This is a genomic window from Paenibacillus rhizovicinus (assembly GCF_010365285.1).
Taxonomy (GTDB): Bacteria; Bacillota; Bacilli; order Paenibacillales; family Paenibacillaceae; genus Paenibacillus_Z; species Paenibacillus_Z rhizovicinus.
Genome location: NZ_CP048288.1, coordinates 130,464 through 155,256, shown reverse-complemented (window position 1 = coordinate 155,256; position 24,793 = coordinate 130,464). Strand labels below are relative to the sequence as shown.

The window sequence follows — 24,793 nt, the reverse complement described above, 5'->3', positions numbered from 1 at the left end:
TCCTCCTAAAGTAATCGATGAAATTCTCCGTGACGATCGAGGTACTTGATGCCGATATTGAAGAACTCTCGCTCTTTGATGCGCACATCGGTGCCATCTTCGCTTTCTTCTTCCTCGGTCGTTTCCTTCGACATTTTGATGACACTGCCCTTAACCAGATGCTGGTCGGGCCCGGTTCCGATATGACCGTTCAAAAGTCCACTCGCAAGCAGCAAGGAAACATGCCCCTTATGCAACTGCGTAGGCGGCTGTGGCGCCTCATTGTTCAGCACCGATCCGTATGTCTCTACATACTTCGAGATAAGCGGAGACTTGCCCAGGGCGCCCAGGACCTCGTCACCAGTGATAGGGCCTACCCTGAAGTTTTCGATCCACTCCGGTTTACTCATCGGCACCTGGTACATTGGTGTTTGTTGAAAACTGATCTCTGGGATTTCTTTATACGGTGTCAGCCGGTACTGCATAAGCACCCGTGCCGCATCCTGATCACGATTCGCTTGCCGCCGCTTCTTGGCGAAGATAATACATTTCCGCTGTTCGGCATACTCTTCATCTTCCAGACGGAAAATTTTCACGTCCTCGTAGCTGCTCGCCAACTTAAAGCAAATTTGGCCATCGATAAATTCCTTCGGCGTCACGAACACAAGGATCCCGCCGGGCATCAAATACTTACTGACGAAGTTCAAGACGAACCGGTCCCACCGATACTGCTCCGTGCGTTTTTCTTGTTCAAATAGAGCACGACGGAAGGCGATCTCTCGATCTTCTATTGCTTTCTTGAGCTGCCTGTCAGCTTCTTCTTTCCGTTTTTGGATCTCTTCTTCGGTTTGGCCTTCATCACCGAAGTCGATCATTTCCATCTGCTGTGCCATAGCCTCGATGCGAGCCCGCTCTTCAGCCTCAAAGTTCGGAACCTTAAACGGATCAAAATCACGGAAAAGCTCATCTGTGAAGCGATCGTCAACGATCGGGTTGGCCAATACCATGGAGAACACTTCATTCGTGATCTTCGATTGGCTCTTGTAGTCCGACCGGCATACCTTGTCGAAGCCGTTGCTCTGCGCCAAGCGTGCCTGGTATGTATTCTCCTCGATCCCATAGCGGTGAGGCTGAGCTGCTTTCTTGGTCATTTCAAGAAGCGGCTCACCGTCATGACATTTGATGTCGAGCGCTGTGATCGGCTGATTTTCCGGGAAACCCAGGTGTGTACCGATACACCTTGAAGTAATCTTGGATAATGGATCATTCATGTATCGCATTACGACTCATCCTCCGTATCGTCCATGTAATTTCGAATCGATCTTAAAATAGCTTCTTCTCCGATGTCTGCGCTGCCGATAAGCCGATGAAAAAGGCGTTCTGCCTCTGCGACGCCGACCCCTATTTCACGACGAATGAGAGCGATAGCGTCCGCTTCAAGAGCAGCTGAAATATCCCCACCGCCAAGCACATTCACACGGCGGACCGGCCGCCCGTTAATATCTCGCTCAGGCGTGATTGAAACCGATTGGACCTCCCCAATCTCTTGGCCACCCAAAAACATGCGGATTGGTCGTCGCTGCGCCGAGTAAAGATCGATATCGACCTCTGGCGCATCAACATGTTGAATCACCGTTTTAAGATCATCAATGACTTCATTAATCAGCACTACGGGAACTCCCGCCTGGAAGTAGCCGATCGTGCTCTTCATTTCCTTGCTGTGCCATACTTTGACGTCTTTGTAACGGGATTCCGTCCCGTGCGCTTTTTCGACCTCATACCGCTCCGAGAGCATAACTGCAAATGGGATAGGCGTATCGAGTGTGTAAACTCCTGGCGTATCCAAGCGGAATCGCAGAACAACCCGGTAAACGACATCGGCAACCTTGAATCGTTTGTTCATGATCTTGAAATTCTTCGGTTGACGTTCTTCCTCGAACCACCTCGATGAGGTCATATTTTTGAATGTCGATTCCATGATGTTAAATACATCGATGGGCGACTGATTATATAAATAAGCTGTAATCAGTTCCATGGTGGAAAAGTACACCTCCGATTAATTTCTAAGCTATTATACCACATATATACATAAAGAAAAGGCACTACACTTAAATTTGTGTAATGCCTTTCAATATAGATCGTTATTCCTTTAATTTACTCAAGATATATTGACGAACGTCTCTTGCGGATTTAAATCCGTCCGGCTGCAGCTGCAGGTCATACATGGCGATACCGAGCAGCGTCTCGATCAAGACGGACTGCGTAATCGCCTCGCCGCCCTCGAGCTGATTCTCTTCCGAGAAGTCCCCGAGCCATTTGACAATATCCTTGTTATAATAGCGCACGTTGCGCTGAAGCGGCTTGACGCCGTAACGCTCCGGATCCACATCGTCCCGGTACACTTTCTTTGCTTCGGCGGGAAGATCATCATACATTCTTTCGCCTTTCGGTACAACCTGCTGCTGCCGTCTTGGCGCCGGTGTTGTTTGGGCGGCCGGTGTCGCCTCAGAAGCTGCTGCGACCTGGGAATGATTAATAGCGGGCGCTGAAGATGGTTCATTGCTTGACGATTGCTTTTTACCTCCGAGGAAACCTCCACCCGAAGGCAATGCGGTGTTGTTTGTCGGGCTGCCCACCAGTCCCTTGGCAAGCTCCCTGATATCCTTAGACATGTGAGCCCTCCTTAACTATGTATGCCTTGATTATAGGCGATACAGAATTAAGTATCAACATATTTCATACCGTTATTACGTTTTTTATGCTGTTATGGGCTGATTGCTCGTGAGAAAGTTCTGTATTGTCGTGAGTTCGTCCACGGACAGTTCATGCAGCTGTTGGAATGGACGTGTCCTCCGGATGCACTCTTGGTGCAGTTGAACTAAGTTCACCTGACGAGCAGCCAGATCCATCAAGATGCCATTGATTTCGTTCTCAAGGCGCACACGCTGTTGCTGTGTAGCTTCTGTGTAGCCAACCTTAATCATCTCTTCCTGGCTGCAGGATCCACTGTGGTACCCCAGATTATCCAGTGCCCGGCCAACCGCTGATTCCTCCGAGTTCTCGACCCAGGCATTCTTATCCGCTTTGGGTCCACCCGCAAGGGATAAAGAGTGGCCAACGCTATCCGCCCTGGTCATGATAGCGATCGTCGTCGCCACGATGCCGGCATTGTCATGCGTCGCACTCTTGGCCAGATCGGAGATCGCTGCAACCACTTCAGGTGTCAGGCTCATCTCCGTCTTCTCTTTCCAGACCATCGCCACATGCATAACGAAATTGTTTGCATAGCCGATACCGGAGATCGTCATTGGATGAATGATTGAATTCGGATAGTCCTTGCGTAGGCGAACCTTGCGCTGCTTGACTGTCTCGTAATTAGCCAGATCGAACCCACCATTGCCCGCATTCCCTTTATTGTTGTTCCCGTAACTCATCCGAGGAGTCCTCCCTGATCTTCTCCGCTTTGAACGCTCGTAAGAAGGCATCGTGATCTTCTTCAGTAGCGGAAGCACCGCTTAATTGAAGCTGAATCATTGCTGGCAGCCACTCGGACGGCTTAGCACCTCGATCCACGGCCGGTCCAGAAAAGCCGGCTACATGGATCGAGAAGTCATGAATATACGAGCCGGACACCGTTTCGCATTTCCATACGCCATCGAGCTCATATCCGTCGTATCTGAGAAATTCTTTACAACGAATGGGAGTGAGAACGACCCGCTCTCCATAGGGAGAGAAGTCTTCTTCATTGAACTGTTTGATATCATGGAGGACACCGCTCAAGAAGTCACCTATCTTATGCGGATCCATTTTGAATCGCATTTCCGTAATGCGCTTCGTACTCATGATTGTATCAAATTCCTGCTTGGTGATCTCTTTTGCAGGCAGGAACCAGAATAATCGATTAAAATAGCGGCCATCCCGAACGAAAGCGTGAAATTGAATATGTTTCTTCAACCATTCTATCATGTAATGCACCTCATGACACCAGATGTTTTTTTTGAATCGCATAATGATTGACTTGCGCTTGCAGAGCTTCATACGAAACGTTGAACAGCTCCGAAGCCTGGCGAAGATACGTGTCCTGCTCGACCGGCACCATGACGGCGCTCAAAATTTCGATCACCTTCTGCATCCGCATGTTCTGCAAATAGGCAATCTCAGAATGATGGTACATGATCCCCTCTTGAGTCTCATTGAACACTTTCTGAATCAGCCATTGCTTATAGGTGCGCTTGTTCCGGTCGATGTATTTAAGCATTCCTTCGGCATCCATGCCGTCAAGATACGCCTTGCATAAATCAAAGGGATCTAGCTTATTGTCGAGCGGCACGATCATTGGAATCAGTCCATGCTGCTCAATAATTTTACAGTCCCGTTCTGCGGCGTCCAGGCCGGCCTTGTCGCCGTCCCGCATGGTGATCACATATTTGGCCCCGGAGCGCTTGATCAACTCCATCTGGGCGTCTGTGAGCGCTACACCCATCGTACTAACCGCATGACGTGCGCCGCACTTATGTAACATGATCGCATCGGTCCATCCCTCAACGACAATGGCGGTCCGCCAGTCCTTGATATACGTCTTGGCCAAGTGGATCCCATATAGGTGATTTCGCTTATCGAATTCCGGATACGGATGGTTTTGGAAATAAGGATCTTCCTTCTTAATAGGGAAACGATCCTGATATTTCGGAATCTCCCTCTCCCCTCTCGACTTCCGTTCTTGGTTGATTCGATTGAGCTCTTCATCTGGCAGCAACACCCGGCCAGTGAAGCTCACGAGATCTCCGTAATAATCATGAAGCGAAAATACAATTCGGTCCCTGGTATTGGTGAAGTCGGTATCCTTGTCATCGCCGAATCCCAGACCCCATGATAATATGTCATGCAGGTTGAGACCTCGATGATACAAGTAATTGTAGGCAACCTTGTGATTCATGAGGCTTTCCGTAAACCGATCAGCAGCCTGCTTACAATGGTCCACCCATGCCTGCCGCAGCGTTGCTTTCTTTTGATCCTCCGGCGTAAGGGCCGGCAGCGGCTGATGCAAGAAAGTGGCCAGCCACTCTATCGCTTCGCCGAGATTGCAATTCAAGACACCTTTCAGGAATCCAAAAACATCACAAGATTGAACGCTACTATGATGCTTAGATCCGGCGCCACATGCCCAGCATCCGAACGTATTCAGATCCGGACGAATTTGCATACTCGGATCCGTATCGTTGTGAAATGGGCAAATCGCTACGAATGCATTCCCGTTTTGCTGGATCTGCACGAATTGCGAAACTACATCCAGGATCGTGGCCTTGTCTTTGAGCATTTGCTTAAATTCGTCGGGATATTTTCTCCCCACACCCGTCACCTCCGTTTGTTTATTTCATGATGAATGGGAGCGATAGCGACTACAAATTTCAACAAGCTTAATGCACTTCGGAACATCGAACATGCCGATGTGCGCTTCCTGCGGCGTGAGATCCATAACCTTCTGCATCCAACGATATGCCGCAGTGCGGTGCATGCTCTTGCTTTTCCAGATCGGATCAAAGGCTGCATGAGCCTGATTCCGATACCGTCTAAGCTCTGCATTCGCCATCGTCCCTAATGGCGCCTTGCTTCTCCCGTGAGTCCCGACGTAGGCATCGCATGGCCGACAAACGTAAACATTGCCGCCATAATCCCGCCCGTAGAACTCCTTGTGCGTCATAAAAACTGCGGGGCTGCCGCAATACGGGCATTCCATGCATACACCAGCCTTTTATAGACAAAATAAAAAGGAGAAGCGACAAGCGCCTCTCCTACTTTTCTGCACCAAGTACATATTTCACGAGGTTAGAAAGCTCAGTGGTGACTTGCTTCCGGAACTCGTTCCGGCTCAGAGCCATCGATTGGTTGGGCTGATCAACGAAACGGTCGATCGTATTCACCATCACCTGGTACATCATTTTGACTCGGTTTTGATCGATTTTATCTTGTTCCTGCTTGTTTTGCTTCTGCATGTTCGTGATCATTGCCACATGACCTTTGACTTCCTCTTCCAGCTTTGTGATCTTACCCATAAGCTGATTGCGCTCTTCAACCAATCCAAGAATCAAATTCTTGTCTGTCACGGTCGAGAGCTGATCCATAAGATCCTTGAGATAGATCATGTTTTGCTGAATCGTCTCATTGACGACAGCTAAGATATCACGGTCAGTCTTTTGCAGCACGACTTCTGCAGAAGGAATCGAATTAGATCGAGCAAGGAAGTCTTGAATTTTTTGATCCAAGGAAAACTCCGGGATGCCGACACTTGGCGCAGGCGCTGCCACAGGATCAAGATCTATCGGCAGTTCGGGCTGACGAGCTTCTTCTTCACGCAATGCGGGTGCCGGCTGCGGTGTTAACGGTGAAGCGTCCTGTTCCGTTGTTGCGCTCTCATCGTCTGTCTTGAACCTGGACGAGATATCCGTAACGGATGAGCCTGTGCCTGCTCGGCGCTGTTCAAGCCACTTTCTTCCTGCAGATCCGATCTCGGATGAGCCTTCTTCTTTTGGAACGCTTACGGGGATCGATGGGCCACTGCTTTCATCCGTTAACACATAAATTTTACGATTGTAGCGACCTCGCCGTTCTGTTGCCCGAATTAGTCCATCCTTAACAAGAGCCTTGAGATGATGATCCATTGTAGGTGGTTCTACTTGAAACTCATGCGCAAGATCTGTGGACGAGATTTCGGACTGCTGGTTGGGTGAATTTTTAATTAAGTTGGCGATATGATCGAATAATTCCTGGCGATCAACCTTTCTTGTTCTTGCAGTGGCGGCCATGCGAATCCTCCTTTAATCTATAAGGAAACTCTCTAGTTTATAATATAAGACAGTTATTGCCTGATGTAATACATTATAAACTAGAAAGAGAGAAAAAGCTAATGTATTCTTTAGTTTCTCTGCGGAATCTCCATTTTCCTTACGATTTCTTCTGGAAGTTCGTCCAAGAAGCGAGAAGGTTCAACCAGTTCCATACCGCCACGGAAGTTTGTCCGCTGGGTGGTGTGTGTCAAATACAACTCTTCTTCAGCTCGTGTAATGCCGACATAAGCCAGCCGACGCTCTTCTTCGATGTCCTCTTGATCCTTGCTGCGCCAGGATGGGAACACCTTTTCATTGACGCCGACAATGAACACAACTGGGAACTCCAAGCCTTTACTGGAGTGCATCGTCATGAGTTTGACCGAATTATCCGCAGCTGGATTATCGAAATCCATGAGCAAGGAAGTTTCAAGAAGGAATTCGCTCAGTTCTTTATCTGGATGTTCTTGTTTGTAACGCTCAACAAGACGCAAGAACTCTTGGATGTTCTCAACTTTCTCTTGAGCTTCCGGCGTCGCCTTGTTTTCCCACATACGGACGTAGCCGGTTTGATCCAGCACGTACTGGCAGAACCTCAAGACGTCCATGTCCAAGAACTTCTGGAAGTGTTCTATCAGATCCACGAACTCAGTGATTTTAGTTCCCGTTCGCTTATTGATCTTGTCGATGTCCCGGACCATTTTCATGGCTCGATGCAAGCTGACTTTATGAGACAGCGCAAAAGCCTGAAGGTGATCTTGTGAGGTGTCTCCTATGCCTCGTGCCGGCTTGTTCATGATCCGCCCGATCGCTGCATCGTCTTTCGGATTGTTGATCACTCGAAGGTACGAGACAATGTCCTTGATCTCCTCTCGCTGGAAGAAGCCCAGCCCTCCGACGACCTTATGCGGGATCATGTTGTGCAGAAATAACTGCTCAAACGGCGCCGACTGGTTGTTCGTCCGATAGAGAATCGCAAAGTCGCTCCACTTTCGCTTTCCTTCCTTAACAGCCTTCTGGATCAGCCAGGACACGAATGCGGCTTCCTTGTGTTCATTCTCCAGCGTCACGTCGTTGATCGGCTGCCCGCCCTGTTTGTTGGCGATTAGCGTCATTTCCTTCTGACGTGTGTTGTTCTTGATTACGCCGTTGCCGGCCGCCACGATGGTCGCATTGGATCTGTAATTGATCGTGAGTTGAACCGTATTACACGGAAAGTAAACAGCCTCAAAGTTCATGATGTGAGCAATGTCGCTGCCACGGAATCGGTAGATGGACTGTTTATCGTCCCCGACGACGAAAATGTTATTCTGTGGCCATGCCAGCATCTGCAGCAGCCGGAACTGCGCATGGTTGACGTCCTGGTACTCGTCGCTCATCACATACTGGAACTTGTTCTGAGCCCAGTTTCGGACCTCTTCGAAATTCTCCAGCAGCATGACCGTGTTCATAATGAGATCATCGAAGTCCATAGCATTGGCCTCTTTGAGCATCATCTGATAATCCCGGTACACGATGGCCATCATTTCATCTTGGGTCGTGTAAACTCGATGGACCATTGCCGTCTCCACGTCGGCCAGGTTGTTCTTGCAGTCGCCAATGAACTCTGCTGCTTGCTTCGGATGATACTTATCTTCGACGCTGTGCATCTGGTACACCTTGTAGATCAGCCTGTGGGAGTCATCCTGGTCGTAAATCGAGTATTTGGGGTCATAACCCAGATGATGGCCAAAGCGGCGTAGGATACGAACACAGAGGCTGTGGAACGTGCCTGCCCAGATATCGCTAACTGCATCTGGACCGCATGCCTTGATAATCCGCTCCTTCATCTCCCCTGCTGCCTTATTCGTAAACGTCGCAACAAACATGTTTTTAGCCTGAATGTTATGGCGGCCAATCATGTTGGCAATCCGATACGTCAAGGTCTTGGTTTTTCCGGATCCGGCGCCCGCAATAACGAGAACTGGCCCATAAATGATTTCCGCCGCACGCCGCTGCTGCGGATTGAGCTCCATAAGCATCTGTTCGATGGACACCTGTGGCAGCTGATTAGCTGGGATTGACATGACTATCTCCTCCTTCTAGTTGAATGAATCCGACAGGATCGGGAATTGAGCCAATTTGGAGGCGAGGGTTGGATAATGCTCCAAGTAATAATCACGGCGAGCTGCGAGCTGTTCACGCATCACCGGCCGTGCATTGCCGTGCTTCTCCAGCTCCTCAATTTCGTTCTCATACTCAATAAGACGAGCCTCAATCGTGAGCTGATTGGATTCCGAAAAACTGAGATTGTGGAACTCTTGAAAATACATGCGGAGTTGGCGAGCGCTAGAATTTACATCTCTCCGAAGATCTGTCGATTCAGAATCTTCAGCGAGCTTTTGCTCTGATTCACGCATCTTAATGATTCGGTACCTAATGTTATTGGAGCAACGGTTAAAGTCGTGCTCGTCTCCGCCGGTCTTTTGGATGAATGGATAGAATAAATCCAAGAACTGATCCAGCAGCTTCTGGAACTGTTCGGACGTTTCGAGTTGACATACTTTGCTTCTGAAATAGCGCATTACGCACTCTCCTTCATGGCTTCTTGATCGAGCTCATCTTGCAGGATCTTGGCAAACACTGGTGCAATCTCCCTGCAAAACGCCTCGCAGGCGACGTCACCAGTCGTCTCCGGACTGCCGTCACCGTGAATACGCCATTCCCAATCGAATACATCGTTGATAGATTCACGATCCAGCGACATGTAAAAGCGATCTTGAGAACAAGTGCTTCCAAGTTCACGCTCAATAATGCATATCGAATCCCAGACATCTTTGGCTTGTTCCTGCGAGATCTCGCCGCTAGAAAGTTTCACCCAATCATACCGCTTATACCGGAGGCCCGTTTCACGGCGCATACGGATGATTTCCTTTTTCCAAACGGTCAGCGATTTCTTCACATCGACTGTGGCTGCCTTACTATGATCATGCAGCTTGTCGTACAAATAGCCTTTTGGGTGATCGCCGGACTTGCCGCAGATCCGGATCAGGAACTTCTTGAAGTTGTCGCCGAAGGAGCGCCATCCGTATGTATAATTGCCGTAGTCGGATTGGATGTTCAGGTCGCCCATTTCATTGATCATGATATTTGCCCAGGTAAATTCCCCTGGCCATGTAATGTGATACGTTTCCGATACTGATTTGCTATGTTTGTACTCGGCCATGCCGCATCCCGCCTCTCAAATATTTTTCAACTAAATCCATGTTTGCTTCTTTTCTTCGCTCTTCATTGGTAAGGCGCCGCTGAAAAGCCAAGGCATCCCCATATAGATCTGTGACCACTTCCAACTTGTCAGATAACATGTTGATTTTATCAGTAATATCCTGAAGCATGGTTCGGAGCTTGGAGGGATCCTCGTAAATAAGGTGCTTGAGATCCCGGCGGTGCTGTTCAGTGCGATCGAGATACATCGCTTATTCACCTCCGTCTTGCATATCAGGGTGTCCTCACGCATTTAACGGCTTCCGACTTTCCCTGATCCAATCCAGGGCGCTTCCCACCGGCCACCGAAGCTGTGCTCTCATCGAACCCTCTACAAAGGTCAGGGCGCTCCATATTGATATGCAAGACGGAAGGAACAAACAATCTGCCCCTTCCTTCCATGCTGGTTAAGTCGGATCCGGCTCATCTGCGGCTGCCTTAAATTGTGCTTTAAGAGCTGCCGCATTCTGGTCCACGATCGCATTCTCCTGAATGACATTGATACCCGCTTGCATGCGGATATAATTTTTCTCGGAGTTTACGTACTTCTCAACGGTCGCATCAAAAACCGCTTGCGCCTTAGCTGCGTTCATGACAATCACCTCCCCTCATGATTCCCAGCCCACGTTACGGTCGTATTCTTCGGGCGTAATCAGCTCAAACATTTCCACCGGCTTCTTAGCGATACCGGCCACTTTTTCTGCGAAGTTCTGGTGCATCTCCGTATAGCGGTCTGCAGGAGGCACCTCGGGCAGATCCATTTTCAGCTGCGAATACAGCGGCACCAGCTCCCCTGTGTCGAGGTCGTGCGCCATCTCAGCTTCCGCTTTGATTCGGAAGCAAAATCGTACTTCAGATGTCGTCATGGCTACCTCCGCTTGGCTGCCGAAATCAGGGTTGGATGGGCAAACTTGAGCTGTTCGTACAGATCATTGAATGCCTGCCGGATATCCCACTGCGCCTCTTCACTCGTACGCAGGTTGATCAGATGGTACATCTCCCAGAGGTTGCAGTCGGCCAGAATCTGGCGCCGATGCGCATTCAGGACGACGTATTCTCTAATGCCTGGGCTAAGTGTTCCGAAAAACTCTTCGGCTTTTGCTGCGAGCTCGACAAGTTTGTGTTCGAGTCCGGCCTCTTTGATCCTCGGCGGGATAGTGATTCCGCTGTGAACATTTGGTGGGGCAAAAGTGAAGGCTGTTTTGCGATTATGGCGAAGCAGCTGATGCCAGTTGGCCTCCGAAATGAGCATGGAGAACTGGTAGTGAATCTGCTTGAAGCTCTCAGGCGGAGCGTCATATTTACCCATCTCCCAGATGAGCTCGAGAACGATTTCTTTAAGCTCCTCCGTGGAGTATGTGCCGGCACGAGCACGAGCCTCATTGATCGTAAGTCCTTGAGCTCGTACTATTTCATGCGTAACAATTTCCCGAAGTGCGTGACCTTCCAATGGGAAGTCGTAAAGCGCCACCGGTTGCAGCGCCTTGCCTTTGACAAACGTTTCCGGGAAGCGAGCCTTCATGCGCTTTTTGCTTTTCGCCTGGTATTCAGACGGATCGGCATGTTTCAGCAGTGTCGGCAGCACCTTCGTGATTTCACGTTTTAGCTTGTTGGTCATGTCATGCACTTCAGCATAATCAGACGCATACAAGTTGCTGAGTCCATCCCGCCATGACCGGCCGTTTGCCGTCATACCCAGTTGCGTGAACATCGCCAGCGGCAGCGCATAGCGGGCATCCTCGAATGACAGCTTCATGGCAGTGGCATTGATACGAGCGATCTCCGAGTCGGCCGACGGATAAAACTTGCCTTCCGTGAGATGCTTATAAACGCCATCAATCAGCTCTTCGAATACGTCGAAGCACTCATTCATGAAGCCCTCGTAGGCGATCCAGGCGGGGTTCTCGTGCATGTCACGAGTCGGTCCGCTGTGATTAATCCACCGCTCGAACGGATTGAACCAGGCGCCACGCACGGGCTTCTGGTAACGCTGTGAGTATTCCGTAATGGCATAATGCTCGTTGGAAAGTTCCAGCTCGGCAGAGGCCAAGCGGGACACTCGCTCCACGCCGACGTGGGCATTAGCATGCTCGGCAACCGAGCTATGACCATAGCCTACAACCCACTTTTCGTGGAAGGCTGCCGCTTTATCGCTCAGTTGCTCATATGGATTCTCCAGGATCTTGGCCGGATCAATAAATCCGTCCTTAATCGCCTGAAGCACATGCTCCTTGAAGCTTTTTGGAGAGCGGGATACCCATGCAAAAAGAACGGCGATAAATTCTTCAGGAAGATTCGTAACGCAATACACGTTATCTTCCATGTTGGTAATGAAGCGTTTTAGCATCTGGAACTCGTCGAGGACCAAACTCGCCGGAGCCTGGTCAAAGAGATCAGGATTTTGTTCGGCGGGCTTTGTTCCACCGGTACGCTTATTGCTGCGTGTTGTCGTCAAGCCAAATCACTCCATTCTTTGAAAAAGCAAGCGGGCATTTCGCCCGCCGCTCATTACGCAATTAGTCGTTCAGGCTGTTGAACACTTCAGTGTTCGGGCCGTCCTCATAGAACTCCGGCTTCTTGCCTTCAGAAACGACCGCATTGGTGCGGGAAAGGTGCAGCTCGATGTCACGAGTGACGACAGTGCAGGCTTGACCTTGCACGTTCATTGCTTCGAATTTGATACCGCCGGCTTTGCCGATCGTAAACTTCACTTGTTGTTGTTCCATGGTAAAATTCCTCCTGACGGAATGTTGGATTTGGGTCATACCAGGCACGGTATGTATAAATATTGGGGGACCTACACCATAGTAGCGGCAGCCCCCAATATACGGGATTCAAGTGCAGCCGTGGTTCCCGATCGACCACTGGCATCGTCACCTAACAGGACGCATCAATTTTATGCAGCGGCCTAAGAAGATCGCTTGACACTTTTTTTTCGAGAACAAGACATGATGATCAGAATGCCACCAAACAAGATAATGGACGTGAAAATATCAAGCGCCCACTCCAAGGTTGATTGAGCAGTCTGATTCCAACCCATGAATGCTGTGTAGATGATGTTAATCATGAAACCAAGGGCCGCAATGTTTGCGCCCATTCGAGCCCGCTTCATTTTCTCTGGGTCAGCCTGGTGGAGATAATATCCCACCAGGAGAGCCAAAAAAATGGAGAGCAGAACGTATTGCGTTACAACGCTCATTACGCCCAGCTCGTAGCCAGGAACTCGATCTCGCCGGCTTCATTCGTGGTCAGGGAATCCATATCCACGCTCCATCCGTTTTGTTCGCAAACGTCGATCGCTTTGTGCTTGTCATGCAGCTGCGCCACTTTTTCCGTGAATTGCTTCTCGGAGAAGCCGGTCATGAACCAATCGGCGTACAGTTTCAGCTCGCCTTCTTCTTGAGCAAAGCCGAGCGGTACCAGCTTGCCATCTTTTACGACGCCGAGAACGACGTTGCGTTTTTGATGCGCCCAGTCCTCGATCTGGCAGTTCTCCTTGTAGCCGAGATTCATTTCTTGCAGAGCTTTCTTGACGAACTCCACGGAATCAACCTTACATGCGAATGCTTTGAAATGAGACATTCAAATCACCTTTACCCTTCTGTATGTTTTATTTTTACTACCGATCGTAACGTGGGCATGGGCCACTCTCCCATGCATGCCGACTCTCAAAAAGTCGTACCCGGATTTCTACCGGACTGCCCGGCCTTTAGCGACAGGCACCCCATTGCCGTCCTGCTCATAAGCGTTGCGTTCTCTTGCGCCACCACGTTGCTGTTATGAAAAATAGCTTTTCGCAATCTTTTTAAGCACTTCAACCCGCTGCTTCTGAACGGCGATCACATCCTGATAGACGTGCTCCGGAAGCTCCTGGAGCTCATCGGTCGTGTACGTCTTCTCCATCATGTGCCGAGCGTGATTGATCATTTGACCCATACGCTCATCCAGAATGGGCTTCAGTAAGTGCTGAAACACTTGCAGGTGCTGATTCTGCTGCGAAAAATTGCGATAAGAATTTTCAAATTCAAGAATCTCATCCAGGGCAATTTGTATCGCCCGCCGAACCTTATCCGTTTTATCGAAATCACGCTCAAAGGCCATGGACTGATTCACAAAATCGATGGCCTTGATTTTTTCCATCGTTGGGTTATAGAGCAAAATCACCCCCTCCTTGCAATTAGTTTTCAAGATCAAGGTCTTCGAAGCCGCCGCCAATGACACGAAGCTTCGATTTCCCCTCTGCTTTATAGTCCTTGTGCAAGAAGTTGTGCTCCTCGGAAGACGCACACTTCGCAGAATGTTTTGCCCAGTTCCGCAGATCTGCCAGCAGCTGTGGATTACGCTTAGCCAGCGGAACGATCGTTTCGATCTGGAATACCAAATCCTCCGGTTGAATGTGGTGTACTGTTCGCTCGTTCTTCTTGAACGAGGCATACGCACGGCGGCCAGACTCGGCAACCACTTGCTCGATTTCTGCACCGGAAAAGTCTTTCATCCGACTGGCCAGTTCAGCAATTTCTACAACCGAGAACTTGCCGGATCCGATTTCCGGAACCGTGTCAACAATCTGGTAGCCACGCTTCTGCAGGTGGATCGAAAGGATCTGCTCCCGCTCTTTGTCATGAGGCAAGGAAACAAAGAATACCTCATCGAATCGGCCGGCACGAGTGAGCTCCGGAGGAAGCTTCGTCACATCATTCGCCGTGGCGATAACGAATACCGGCGCTTCTTTCTCGGAGAGCCACGTCAGCAGCTCTTGAACGACACGAGACAACGTGCCGGAATCGGACTTGTCCGAAGATGCGATGCCAGCAAGACCTTTCTCCAGCTCATCGATCCATAGCACACATGGGCTAACCGCCTCTGCGAGCTTCAACGCCCTGGCGATGTTCTTTTCGGATTGACCGACACGAGAATCCATGATGTCACTCATGTTCATCTTGAGTAGGGGAAGGTTCCACATGAATGCTGTGGCTTTAGCGAACAGTGACTTACCGGCGCCTGGCCATCCTGCCAGTACCGCCCCACGAACCGGATCGACGCCGAAGTTGCGGGCCTCCGGATCAAAGGCGAAGTAGGCATCGGTCAGCCAGCTTTTCACTACATCCATACCGCCGACATTACCCATGTCGCCCAGCTTGGTGATGTACTCTAGCAGTCCGGTCTTCCGGATCACCTGCTCCTTCTCGGCCACGATTTCAGCCAGTACGATCGCTTTGTGTTTAGCGACGGACTTCTTCAAGACGTTCGTGACTTCCGAATCCGTCATGCCGACCAAAGCGTTGATAATCGCTTCCCGTTCCCGGCCTGTTGGTAAGGCCAGATCTTTCGATTGCAAATAGGCCTCCAGGCTTTCGAGGTGCTCTGTCACCCGCCTGCGATCTGGGAGGTCATATTTTACCAACGTCACCAGCTTCTCGAGCTCAGTCGGGATCTGGCATTGCGGCGCAACAATGATGATCGGCTTATACATGTTGTCTGGCCATTCAATGACGTCACGCAGCTTACGCTTGGCCATCTTGTTGTCCCAGATATCATGGAAGTCCTTCAGAATAAATACGGTTTGATCTTTAGTATCCATGATGTGCTGTAGCATTTTGATTGGATCAGTCATCTGCTCCTTAGCCGGCTCACGGGTAATAACGTCACGCAATCCAGAGCTGGCGGTCCAGGATAAGCCCTTGTAGCTGCGGGCCTCGATCAAGGACTTCATGTCCTCAGTGAATCTTTCCTCCTCGTAGGTTTGAACAAGGATCAAACGGCGGCGGGAATTGAGAAGGATTTGGATCTCTTCCATCCCGGATACAAGCATTGAAGCGGCGGCGGTAGTCATGTATGGTGTTCCTCCTAAGCGATTTTGGTTTGGAGATTATTTCAAGGAATGAGAGCGACAGCGACCTAGAACAGCTCCAGATCGGCATATTTATTCATCATTTGCGCCTTCTTGGCCTTTTGTTCGCTGACTTTAAGGATGTCGAACCGAGCAGAATTAAACTGTTCCACGTACTGCGAATGCAAAAAGTCATCGCTGGCCACGCCACGAAGCGTATTCTTGGTTTCATTGGCCTTCTCGATCAGAAGGACTTTGTCCTTCTCTGTTTCCAGGCTGCGGATTTCCATTTGAACATGATTCATTCGAATGGATTGGTCGCTATGACCTTCCAGTGTTTCATCCAAGGCGAGCACGCCTCTGCCGGATTCCAAGACAATGAATTCGTAAATCGTCTGCGTGTCCAATGCATAATAGCTGAACCGATAGCGAGTTGGATCATCGAGCAGATCCTTCATGGATCGGACGCCAGATAGGATATCGAGGATATCGAAATGCGTTTCATTTGTATTCTTTTTGACGCAGAAAACAAGTGTCTCGAATGTGCCGACGTCCTGGTTAGCTTTCAGGTCATGAATAATACCAATTCCGTTATCCAGCGACACGATCTCGTCAATGCGAGAAAACAGCTTTCCGTCACCACGCTGATTCGAAATATAGTTCTCGATCATCGAATCCGTGGCGTTCTTGAACTCCTCCGTTTGTTCCAACCGGAGCTGCGTGTCGCTATGTACGACACGAGACATGATCGTTTCAAATTGCTCGCTCTTGAACGCCCGAGTGCTTCTTGTCTCAAGCGGGAACATAGCTTGGAACGTAACGATATTCGCTTCTTCATCGCCGATGATCGAGAAATCGATCTTCTTCTTCTCGTTCATGTCGAAATCATGCAGATATTCGGGCTCGACGATGATTTTATTGACGATCGACAGATCAACATGATCCATCTCGCCGGTCTTTGGATTCATTACTGGCATGGGTTGATACACCTCCGAGTGAAATTCCATGTTGGCCCGAAAGAGCTTTTGGCGCAGCGCCTTTAAGACGCCTCCGAACCTTATCATGGGGTCATTACGTTTTTGTTGGGAAACCGGCGGAATTTGAATAGTAGTAGGCCTATCTACTGACACGAGCGAATCAAGCTCCTCTTCCAAGGACTGAAACAATCGAGAGACATCGATATCAGCCATCATTTATCGGAAAACCGCAATGTCTTTCTGGCGTTTATGAAATGCCTTGCGGCAACGACTGTCGCAGTACGTGAACTGACGATTGTTGATAGGATGGCCGCAGCATTTACAATGCTTCTTGATAAGGTGCTTCTCCATCCAAACATCCGCATAGTCGAACACGAATTGCGGCGCCCAGCGAAGCGTTTCCTGAGTGTCGATCACCCGTTGGTTGCTCGACCCAATGAACATGCCTTCGTTCATGTATTTCTCGGTTGGAATCCGGTGCTTCGATTGGTAGTCGCCATCAACCAAAATATCAATGGTTCCCATGAGCTCTCGGATCTGATCCGCAGTCGCAATTTGAAAATGCGTAAGCTCCGGATTCCAATGGGCGCTGTAGGATAATAACGTCTCTTGAACAGCAGGTTCGTCGCCTCCACGCAGTCGATAAAAGACTCCTTGGGAGAGCAGATTCTCCAACAGATATGCGGTGTATACGACGATATGTATCCGAGGATCACGGCGCTTGAGTTCCCTGCAAACTTCAATCAGATTGCGTGTTTGCAGCAATGGCTCACCGCCGCAGAACGTCACCTGACGATTCCAGGCATCACGATCGATCATCTCGACAACTTCATTGATGTGCATGCGCTTGCGATCGCCGCCAAACTCCCATGTCGATGGGTTAAAGCAACCTTCGCAAGGATTAACAATCCCACGGATGCAACCCTTGAGAAATAGCTCTAGCCGTTTCCCTGGCCCGGCAGTGGTGGCGTCCTTTGTGACCCCGATAAAGCGCATATGTTGACGCTCAGAGATCGATTCTTCAATGTCACTCATATTATCTCTCCTGACTTGCGTAATGCATTACACAAAGTATAATCCAAAACCTGCGGTAACACAATAGAAAGTATGAAATATTTAACGCTTCATTAAGAAATGCGGCGATAGATGCCGGTTTTTTCTTGCATCTTCTCGTTGAGCTGTTCTGACAGCTTAATAAACTCATTCTGAGCGTTATTCAGATCAACTTGCGCCATTTTGAGTTCCACAATTTGTTGTTTCAGCTCGTCAGTCTTGTCCTGCAGAGCTTCCGCTTTCCTCTTTATGAAGATGCTCAAAATTATGGCAATGGCCAAACAGATATATCCAATTGACGGGAAAAAAATAATCATGCACGGGCCACCATTGATAAGGGTATTCATCAATATGGCTATGACTGTATAAGTATTCAACAGGCTCATCCTTTCACGACTTAAACTGGGCTGACTTGAGCCTTGCGAAATAGATCCATGGCATATTGATTATTATGTTAGTCGTTGGCGTATTGAACTTCATTCGGCGTAAATACTTCGATTGCAATGATTTTAACGACCTTGCAGCCTACATCAATGCTTGATCGAAACACTCGAAGGAGCCACTATATCTTTTTGGAGATCTGGTGTTTTATACTACGCACAATGACAGCTCCGACGTGTAGCCTATCGCAAGTCCAGGAATAAAAACACCCCGATCAATGTAATGCAATACATCGCATTATCATCAGATCGGGGCACAGGTTAAGCAAAACGAAGGTTAACTGATTGACCTTCTGCCTTATATTCACCAACGTTTTCTGGAAGGCCGACTTTTGCAACGAGTGCAGGAATATAACCGGCGATAAGTTCGTCTTTTCGGCGCTTCAGCTCCGCTTTTGTGAATTTCTTATCTGGATTTTCTTCCTGCAATTTCTTCAGTTCTGCTTCTGCCATCTCGTCGGCATTCTTGTCAACATACTCGATAATATCCGCCTTCGCAGCTGTCACATCGAGCTCTTGCGGCTTGAGGAAGGTGGCCTCTTTGCCGATCGATTTTAGCCATTCACGGAACAAGATTGGGTCTTTGATCTCGAACGCATGCGGAACCTTGCGTGTGCTGGCGGTTCCGACGTCAAGCTGCAACGGCTTGCCTTTGTTGGTTTCGATAATCCATCGTTCAATGAAGGCACGGAGGGTCTTGACCTCTTCTTCCTTCTTCTTAATACGACCATCCCATGTTTCGACGATAGCGGATTTCATCTTCTTGTCTTTCGAGATCTCTCGCTCGTTGATCTTCATGCGAATCATCATGCGACGGATCGTCATTTCGTCCACTTCTTGTGGGACATGGCCGCCGGCCGCTTTTACATTGGCCAGCATCTCCATCATTTCGTCGAGCATGGACACATCTTCGGACAGCAGTGCTTCTTGCAGCAAATCACTCATTGGCTTCGCCTCCATCGGTATAGGATTCAATTGCAGGATACTTCGGGTTGTATTCTTTGAGCAAATCTTCAATCCCCTCGACAATATCAAGGGCTCCTCCACGATCGTAGATCTCTTGAATCTTAGTAACGGGGACAACGGTGCCTTCATCGGACTCCGGAAACTCTCGATCCAATAGACCAGGACGGAACACCCGATTGTACGCCGGACTAGAAGAGCCCGTATTCTCCGTCCAACGATCAAACGGAACCCCCTGCTCTACCAAATAATGCTCAAGATCAAACTCACCGCTCCGTGCCAGCGGATCCTCCATCATCCAGAGTCCGCTGTCCAGCGTGATCTTCCCGTCGATTTCTTCAAATCGATTCATCTTGAAATGCGATGCAATTCGGGCCCGAATCTCGTCATTCATGAAGCGATCCGGAATTAATAGTTTGGCGTAATAAAAGTCTCCCATGGGACACCTCCTGTATTCTAAAATGAATGAGAGCGATAGCGACCGGAAAGTACCCCCACAATCAAAATAAAACCCACTGTATGTGAGTTTTTCTTTTGATTGTGGTTAGCAAGCCGTATTCTGGATGAGATGCACAAAGGACGTATATGTGAAATCTTGTCCTGATTTTTCGACAATCTCGGCTGCGAGATCCTCGCTGATTGCGTGATCAGCAACAACAATCGCCTCACGATCGGAATTATCCAGATAACATGGAATCACGACAGGTTTTGTGTTCCCGGTAGGAATTTGCGACAAAATGGAATTGAGGTTAAGAGCGATGTCCTCAGCGTGAGGAGTTTGATTTACTTTGAAAGTGAAAAAGCCGTAAACAGTGAAAGATCTCGCCATGGGTAGGTACGCCTCCAAAAATAGGTAGTACATCAACCACAATGATTTGATACAGGGCATTGCTACATAGCAATTTCAAATCTTGTGTCGCTGCCTTATATCCTAAAGTATACCAGCCGAGGTCAAATGCTTCCATGCCTATTTGTGTACATAAATTCCTATTGACAAGCTGTAAGGTTTATGTAATTAGGCTATATTGGGACTATTTGACTACTAATACTCCCAATCGCTTGCGATATCCTTCTCTTTTCCTAGTTTTCTTTTGATTTCTCTCATTTTCGTATCGTTCAGCGCAACCGAAGCGGATTTATTGGTAACTACCTCGTCACTATATACGGCCCCCTTACTGGAATCGTAATTTTTGATCTTCTCTGCATTGAAAATGTTTTTTCGATCGGATATTTCAAATCCTGGGCCGAAGAACATAGAGACGTCATCGATGGAAAGCGGCCAGTAATATTCCTCATTAGTGACAGTGGTCATTACTATCCGCCTTCCAAGTAGACGCACAGAGAATATATCAGATTCATCAAGCAATACTGGCGAGCCATCGTGGCTGATTGCTGGAAGGTCCATAAATTTGTTCTCCAGTTTCTACTTTTTCAGCTCTGCAGGAACGTCAGGGCTGTTAGTCAGCCATGGGGATGCCATGGCTACAACGGCAAATGCGACAGCGGCAACAAGCGTAGAAGTATGCTTTGCTACAAACCTTTTCATTGAAATCACCTCCTCTCAGGCTTTCGGATCAGAAGCAAACACTGGACCAGAATGGTGATGGAAACCACTTCTGACCGGAGCAACGATCCGATAGCAATGAGCAGCACTGAGAGGTATTTCAAGAGAGGATAAAACCTCTCTGGAATGTTCGACTGATTCCTGATGTTTGATGGTGCATAGACAGCAGCAAGGACAAGACTACATATATCCATAGCATACAGAATGTTCTCGTTAGCGACATGAATCCACGGAATCAATAAAAAAATGGTTACAGAAAACAGACAACACGATAAAGCCGAGCGCAAATGATATCCACCTGAAATCTGCCGCAACATGATAAACGTAAGCAGCGAGATTAATGTTTCAGTGAAATGCCCGGTAATTGCCCCAAAAATAATGCAGGCAAATAAGGTAAGAAATCCATTGAGCAGCACTGTGAAGCCGTAAGTGAGAACGGCAATGCTATGCGTTTGCTCGGGATTCATCCTCTTTATTGCTATAGCTGATTTTTCTGACCACTTTTCTATCATGTTTAATCCCTTCCTTTCGCTTGAACAAATACAAGAGCAAGGCGACGCATGCGAGCTGGATCACTGAGATCAGAATGAACAAAGTAATCTTGCCTTCGGTTATGAAGTGGAAGTTAACCACCGATATGCCGATCATGGATATGAGCACGAACACCGTGATATTATTTAGGCGATTGAATTGCAGCTTGATGAACTCTGTCGTAGGAACGAACAGGTTGTAACGGATACGAAGCTTTGTCGCAAGGTAACTAATCAAAAGCGGAACCGCTATTGAAAGTCCTTGCAAGATAAGCTGTTTTTCGGATAACGGCACCAAGTCGGTTTCATCCATGAACGATATAGCATGCAGCCCCAAAAACAATGCAGACTGAGTGATCATGTAGATTCCGTATGACACAACGGATATTCCGAATGCATAAAAGACGTTGATCCGCAATATAAGCCAAGTACACAGGTACAGCGCTATTACTTGAATCAGCAGTGCATACGTAGATCCCGATAAGTAAGTTTGATCAATCCCCCATCCGACAAAAGCCATCAGCCAGGAAATAAAAATAATGTGCGGGATGAACCCGCTGAAGCTGAGGTTAAACAGTGAAATCAGCAGAATGACTATTGTAAGCCATTCCAGGGATACCAAAAAATTTGCAATCAAAACGGACATGACCAAGTGCCCCTTTATTTAGGATGTTTATTTCATATTTGGATACGATGTACGCTAAGGCCGGCCCTCATTGCCATGCTGTTTACACGACTCTGATGGCGGGTACTTTGCTGCTTGTTTATGTATGCGGCCACTAATTCAAGTCCTTCTCTAACCTCATAAGAGCCCAAGTTAGGATTTCCGAACGGAGAATACATGAACGATTTCGGATCCTTCTTTGGATCAGAAGGCGGCACAACTGGTCTCTGCAAATATTTCTTTCTCGGCGGAACAGGTTGAATATGTTGAATGTAAAAGATGAACTTTGCCAAGCACACCCGCTGCTTGTCCGATAGCGATCTCCGAGCACTGTACTGCGAAATAATGCTCTTGATGATCTCATGGGCCGGATAATCATCTCGCTGGTCGATATGCCTATTAGCGTGATCGACCAGGCTGTGTAGTTCCTTATTCAAGTTGCGGCGAATCTCAGCATTATAAAAACCGAAATCGTCCAGGATCACCTCCTCCTTCCATTGTTGAAATGCATTAACCATTGAGTTGCAATTTCAATAAACGATTCTGTTCAAGGAGGAATTGAATATTCTGAATATAGCGAAGCAGCATATCATATTCCATGGCCACATAATCTTTCTCTGCTCCAGCAAATGAGAAGGGCAAGAAATAAAAGTCCCGATTCATTTGCCTAGATTCCCAGGCAAGCTTATCCAGCCATTCCTTTTTGATCGTGATCTGCTTTCCGCCTTTGGCGCCTACACTAGAGCGCTCCTTGAACTCCGCAAGCGAGGCGGTCAATTGTTCTTCGGTGATCATATCCCCGAGCGCATTAGACATTGCTCCGGAGTTTGGTTGACGGCGAGCTGCTTGACGGGCTCGAGTTACGGCTGAATTATAAGCTTTCGTGCCCCTATTCTCGAAGTCCATCCCCTGTTTAACTTCTTTCCGATTTTCGGATCGGGAGCGCAGCTGTTGATATTCTTTATGAGGCTTGTACATGTCATGGTTAAAGCACCGCCGGCACTGGCCGAAATTGGCGCATTCCGCCTCGTAAACGCAATCCATGTAATGCACTTCCTTTCGGCGTTAGCCGGTTAGATCCTTTTCCAACTTCAGTAGCGAATTGTTCGTGATTTTCGCCTCGGATTTCATGGCTAGGGTTTTGATCGTGGATTCCAAGGAATAGAAATAATACCGGAACCGATCCTCCAGATCGAACAAATCGACTGTATCCGCATGCCATTCCTCCGGAGCTGGATAGCACCTGGCGTATTGAATGCCGGCTGCCTTACGAGCGAGCTCATTCGGCCCGTTATAGTAGTCCTTTATGACGTTTTCGACCAGCCGCTCGACAGCGTCCTTATTCCGTCTAGCCCTTGCGAAATCATAATGGGCACGAGTGAACAGCTCGCTTAACCGGACATTAAACCGATGAAGCGTAGCTGCGCTATTCTCAGACGGAACCAGCAGGGCTCGATTTTCTTGCTCGTAATTATGTACAAGGGACTCCCAATCAGTGGAAGTTTCCCGTACCAGCCGTGTTAAAACCAAGCTCATCGAAATCACCGCCCATAAAAGTAGTGGCAGCCATCATAGCCAGAGACATGTCCACGTCCTTCTCAGCCTCAAAAATCAGCCGGTCAAATGAACTGATCGTTAACCGCATCATCTCACGTTGGACATGAAACATGAATCGCTCATCGAGTCGCCCTAATAGCTGAAGATCTTTCCGTATCCCTTGGTGTTCGGAAGGAGAAAGCGGGCGGCTCAAGAGCCTCAATAGCTCCTGTGCCACCCCGTGGCACCTTTCTTCAAAATCAACCGACTCCTCAACAATACATTGAAAATATTTAAGTGAGACGCCTTTATTCATTCCCAATCCTCCCAGATTACTGTTGGAGGATCACTGCGATGGTGCCATCAGGAAGCTTCTCCGCTTCGATTATTTTCCCTTGTCCAAATACCTCGTGCCCGGCTAGATACTCCTGCAGCATTTGGTTGAGCATGGTGTTCGTGTTTGTCAGCTGCGCATTCGCTGCCTTGACGGCGTCGATTTCTTTGAAAAGCCCTTGACGTTCACGCTTCACCTGCTCTAGCTCCTGATCTTTGCGAGCAAGCAAACTCTGGAATCTGGACAAGCTCAGGCTGAGTTTTTGTCCGAGATCCATCAATTCGTCAACTTGACGCTCCTCATCGGGAAGGCCATAGAAAATTATCTCGTTGCTTTCAGACTTTTCCTGGCTGGCAAGAACACCGACAATGCCCTCTTTAGTCATTTTACGGATCGCACGATGGACAGTCGCTTCGCTTAGCGTTTTCTCCGTTTCACCAGTGGTTGGGTTTGGGCGTCCCTGAATTTCGTCATTGTAACGATGCAGAATTTGCTTGGCCATTTCTTTCATTGATAGCTTTATCGTTCCGTGAAGGGATTCTTCCTTCAGAAAGCGATAAACCAGCTGTTCGGCCTGGCTCAATAGCTGCCCAATGATCAGTTCTTCTTTGTTCATTGCATGCATCCTCCAATTTTATGCTTTCGACCCGGCACGGTCTGCTGCATCAGTATCACATTGATGTAATACACTATACCACACCTATACACCATTATCCATAGCTGTGCCTAATGTATTACACGGAAACCGAAATATTGCCATTTGGAGAGGGGAGCATATGCAATAGCTCGTATTTTCTGCAATATTCTAGGAATTTACACAAAATACGAGCAGAAATAACACCCGTTGTACATTTTC

General features: G+C 48.4%; 35 protein-coding genes. All 35 read right to left on the bottom strand.

The window, feature by feature from the left end:
* Window positions 1–5: 5 nt before the first annotated feature.
* Window positions 6–1,259 carry a DUF6094 domain-containing protein gene (locus tag GZH47_RS33350; RefSeq protein WP_162645916.1) on the bottom strand — a complete coding sequence of 418 codons (1,254 nt, stop codon included), beginning with the start codon at window positions 1,257–1,259 and terminating at the stop codon, window positions 6–8.
* The gene (locus GZH47_RS33345) at window positions 1,259–2,014 is read right to left on the bottom strand and encodes a hypothetical protein (protein ID WP_162645915.1); all 756 of its coding nucleotides are present in this window, start codon (window positions 2,012–2,014) and stop codon (window positions 1,259–1,261) included. The genes GZH47_RS33350 and GZH47_RS33345 overlap by 1 nt, the downstream gene beginning before the upstream one ends.
* Window positions 2,015–2,120: 106 nt before the next feature.
* Complete coding sequence (locus GZH47_RS33340) at window positions 2,121–2,651, bottom strand: hypothetical protein (RefSeq protein ID WP_162645914.1); 531 nt, start codon at window positions 2,649–2,651, stop codon at window positions 2,121–2,123.
* A gap of 84 nt (window positions 2,652–2,735) precedes the next feature.
* Window positions 2,736–3,413 carry a hypothetical protein gene (locus GZH47_RS33335; RefSeq protein ID WP_162645913.1) on the bottom strand — a complete coding sequence of 226 codons (678 nt, stop codon included), beginning with the start codon at window positions 3,411–3,413 and terminating at the stop codon, window positions 2,736–2,738.
* Window positions 3,391–3,945 carry a hypothetical protein gene (locus tag GZH47_RS33330; RefSeq protein ID WP_162645912.1) on the bottom strand — a complete coding sequence of 185 codons (555 nt, stop codon included), beginning with the start codon at window positions 3,943–3,945 and terminating at the stop codon, window positions 3,391–3,393. The genes GZH47_RS33335 and GZH47_RS33330 overlap by 23 nt, the downstream gene beginning before the upstream one ends.
* Window positions 3,946–3,955: 10 nt before the next feature.
* Window positions 3,956–5,329, bottom strand: coding sequence for a CHC2 zinc finger domain-containing protein (locus tag GZH47_RS33325; protein WP_162645911.1), 1,374 nt, complete (start codon window positions 5,327–5,329; stop codon window positions 3,956–3,958).
* A gap of 24 nt (window positions 5,330–5,353) precedes the next feature.
* Window positions 5,354–5,716: a zinc-finger-containing protein gene (locus tag GZH47_RS33320; RefSeq protein ID WP_162645910.1), complete on the bottom strand. Its 363-nt coding sequence runs from the start codon at window positions 5,714–5,716 to the stop codon at window positions 5,354–5,356.
* 55 nt (window positions 5,717–5,771) lie between these two features.
* The gene (locus GZH47_RS33315) at window positions 5,772–6,782 is read right to left on the bottom strand and encodes a helix-turn-helix domain-containing protein (protein ID WP_162645909.1); all 1,011 of its coding nucleotides are present in this window, start codon (window positions 6,780–6,782) and stop codon (window positions 5,772–5,774) included.
* Window positions 6,783–6,892: 110 nt separating this feature from the next.
* Window positions 6,893–8,869, bottom strand: a complete 1,977-nt coding sequence (locus tag GZH47_RS33310) for an ATP-dependent helicase (protein WP_162645908.1) — start codon at window positions 8,867–8,869, stop codon at window positions 6,893–6,895.
* Between the two features lie 15 nt (window positions 8,870–8,884).
* Window positions 8,885–9,367 carry a hypothetical protein gene (locus tag GZH47_RS33305; RefSeq protein WP_162645907.1) on the bottom strand — a complete coding sequence of 161 codons (483 nt, stop codon included), beginning with the start codon at window positions 9,365–9,367 and terminating at the stop codon, window positions 8,885–8,887.
* Window positions 9,367–10,008, bottom strand: a complete 642-nt coding sequence (locus tag GZH47_RS33300; protein WP_162645906.1) for a phiTE_072 family protein — start codon at window positions 10,006–10,008, stop codon at window positions 9,367–9,369. Before GZH47_RS33300 ends, GZH47_RS33305 begins: the two co-directional genes overlap by 1 nt.
* Window positions 9,989–10,255, bottom strand: a complete 267-nt coding sequence (locus GZH47_RS33295) for a hypothetical protein (RefSeq protein WP_162645905.1) — start codon at window positions 10,253–10,255, stop codon at window positions 9,989–9,991. The genes GZH47_RS33300 and GZH47_RS33295 overlap by 20 nt, the downstream gene beginning before the upstream one ends.
* 198 nt (window positions 10,256–10,453) lie before the next feature.
* A complete protein-coding gene (locus tag GZH47_RS33290; RefSeq protein ID WP_162645904.1) occupies window positions 10,454–10,639 on the bottom strand; it encodes a hypothetical protein in 186 nt (61 codons plus the stop codon).
* Between the two features lie 15 nt (window positions 10,640–10,654).
* Complete coding sequence (locus GZH47_RS33285; RefSeq protein WP_162645903.1) at window positions 10,655–10,912, bottom strand: hypothetical protein; 258 nt, start codon at window positions 10,910–10,912, stop codon at window positions 10,655–10,657.
* Between the two features lie 2 nt (window positions 10,913–10,914).
* On the bottom strand, window positions 10,915–12,501 hold the full coding sequence (locus tag GZH47_RS33280) for an FAD-dependent thymidylate synthase (protein WP_162645902.1): 1,587 nt from the start codon (window positions 12,499–12,501) through the stop codon (window positions 10,915–10,917).
* A 61-nt stretch (window positions 12,502–12,562) separates the two neighbouring features.
* Complete coding sequence (locus tag GZH47_RS33275) at window positions 12,563–12,772, bottom strand: DUF2997 domain-containing protein (protein ID WP_162645901.1); 210 nt, start codon at window positions 12,770–12,772, stop codon at window positions 12,563–12,565.
* A gap of 182 nt (window positions 12,773–12,954) precedes the next feature.
* Window positions 12,955–13,245: a hypothetical protein gene (locus GZH47_RS33270; RefSeq protein ID WP_162645900.1), complete on the bottom strand. Its 291-nt coding sequence runs from the start codon at window positions 13,243–13,245 to the stop codon at window positions 12,955–12,957.
* A complete protein-coding gene (locus GZH47_RS33265) occupies window positions 13,245–13,628 on the bottom strand; it encodes a DUF1257 domain-containing protein (protein ID WP_162645899.1) in 384 nt (127 codons plus the stop codon). The genes GZH47_RS33270 and GZH47_RS33265 overlap by 1 nt, the downstream gene beginning before the upstream one ends.
* Window positions 13,629–13,823: 195 nt before the next feature.
* Window positions 13,824–14,204, bottom strand: coding sequence for a hypothetical protein (locus GZH47_RS33260; RefSeq protein ID WP_162645898.1), 381 nt, complete (start codon window positions 14,202–14,204; stop codon window positions 13,824–13,826).
* Between the two features lie 19 nt (window positions 14,205–14,223).
* Window positions 14,224–15,879 (bottom strand): AAA family ATPase, encoded by a 1,656-nt coding sequence (locus GZH47_RS33255; protein WP_162645897.1) that lies wholly within the window; start codon window positions 15,877–15,879, stop codon window positions 14,224–14,226.
* A gap of 65 nt (window positions 15,880–15,944) precedes the next feature.
* On the bottom strand, window positions 15,945–16,853 hold the full coding sequence (locus GZH47_RS33250) for a hypothetical protein (RefSeq protein ID WP_162645896.1): 909 nt from the start codon (window positions 16,851–16,853) through the stop codon (window positions 15,945–15,947).
* 216 nt (window positions 16,854–17,069) lie between these two features.
* Window positions 17,070–17,888 carry a 4Fe-4S cluster-binding domain-containing protein gene (locus GZH47_RS33245; protein WP_162645895.1) on the bottom strand — a complete coding sequence of 273 codons (819 nt, stop codon included), beginning with the start codon at window positions 17,886–17,888 and terminating at the stop codon, window positions 17,070–17,072.
* A 92-nt stretch (window positions 17,889–17,980) separates the two neighbouring features.
* The gene (locus GZH47_RS33240) at window positions 17,981–18,223 is read right to left on the bottom strand and encodes a hypothetical protein (protein WP_162645894.1); all 243 of its coding nucleotides are present in this window, start codon (window positions 18,221–18,223) and stop codon (window positions 17,981–17,983) included.
* A gap of 384 nt (window positions 18,224–18,607) precedes the next feature.
* Window positions 18,608–19,291, bottom strand: a complete 684-nt coding sequence (locus GZH47_RS33235; protein WP_162645893.1) for a hypothetical protein — start codon at window positions 19,289–19,291, stop codon at window positions 18,608–18,610.
* Window positions 19,284–19,748 carry a hypothetical protein gene (locus tag GZH47_RS33230; RefSeq protein WP_162645892.1) on the bottom strand — a complete coding sequence of 155 codons (465 nt, stop codon included), beginning with the start codon at window positions 19,746–19,748 and terminating at the stop codon, window positions 19,284–19,286. The genes GZH47_RS33235 and GZH47_RS33230 overlap by 8 nt, the downstream gene beginning before the upstream one ends.
* A 105-nt stretch (window positions 19,749–19,853) precedes the next feature.
* Window positions 19,854–20,138: a hypothetical protein gene (locus tag GZH47_RS33225; protein WP_162645891.1), complete on the bottom strand. Its 285-nt coding sequence runs from the start codon at window positions 20,136–20,138 to the stop codon at window positions 19,854–19,856.
* A gap of 213 nt (window positions 20,139–20,351) precedes the next feature.
* On the bottom strand, window positions 20,352–20,714 hold the full coding sequence (locus tag GZH47_RS33220) for a hypothetical protein (RefSeq protein ID WP_162645890.1): 363 nt from the start codon (window positions 20,712–20,714) through the stop codon (window positions 20,352–20,354).
* Window positions 20,715–20,732: 18 nt separating this feature from the next.
* A complete protein-coding gene (locus GZH47_RS33215; protein WP_162645889.1) occupies window positions 20,733–20,855 on the bottom strand; it encodes an AgrD family cyclic lactone autoinducer peptide in 123 nt (40 codons plus the stop codon).
* 5 nt (window positions 20,856–20,860) lie between these two features.
* Window positions 20,861–21,385: an accessory gene regulator ArgB-like protein gene (locus GZH47_RS33210; RefSeq protein ID WP_162645888.1), complete on the bottom strand. Its 525-nt coding sequence runs from the start codon at window positions 21,383–21,385 to the stop codon at window positions 20,861–20,863.
* On the bottom strand, window positions 21,318–22,049 hold the full coding sequence (locus GZH47_RS33205) for a hypothetical protein (RefSeq protein WP_162645887.1): 732 nt from the start codon (window positions 22,047–22,049) through the stop codon (window positions 21,318–21,320). Before GZH47_RS33205 ends, GZH47_RS33210 begins: the two co-directional genes overlap by 68 nt.
* 32 nt (window positions 22,050–22,081) lie before the next feature.
* Window positions 22,082–22,552 (bottom strand): hypothetical protein, encoded by a 471-nt coding sequence (locus GZH47_RS33200; protein ID WP_162645886.1) that lies wholly within the window; start codon window positions 22,550–22,552, stop codon window positions 22,082–22,084.
* A gap of 25 nt (window positions 22,553–22,577) precedes the next feature.
* Entirely contained in the window at window positions 22,578–23,111 is a 534-nt protein-coding gene (locus tag GZH47_RS33195) for a hypothetical protein (RefSeq protein ID WP_162645885.1), read from the bottom strand.
* A gap of 21 nt (window positions 23,112–23,132) precedes the next feature.
* Entirely contained in the window at window positions 23,133–23,603 is a 471-nt protein-coding gene (locus tag GZH47_RS33190; RefSeq protein WP_162645884.1) for a hypothetical protein, read from the bottom strand.
* Window positions 23,560–23,919 (bottom strand): hypothetical protein, encoded by a 360-nt coding sequence (locus tag GZH47_RS33185; protein ID WP_162645883.1) that lies wholly within the window; start codon window positions 23,917–23,919, stop codon window positions 23,560–23,562. Before GZH47_RS33185 ends, GZH47_RS33190 begins: the two co-directional genes overlap by 44 nt.
* Before the next feature lie 16 nt (window positions 23,920–23,935).
* A complete protein-coding gene (locus tag GZH47_RS33180) occupies window positions 23,936–24,553 on the bottom strand; it encodes an iron-containing alcohol dehydrogenase (RefSeq protein WP_162645882.1) in 618 nt (205 codons plus the stop codon).
* Window positions 24,554–24,793 lie beyond the last annotated feature (240 nt).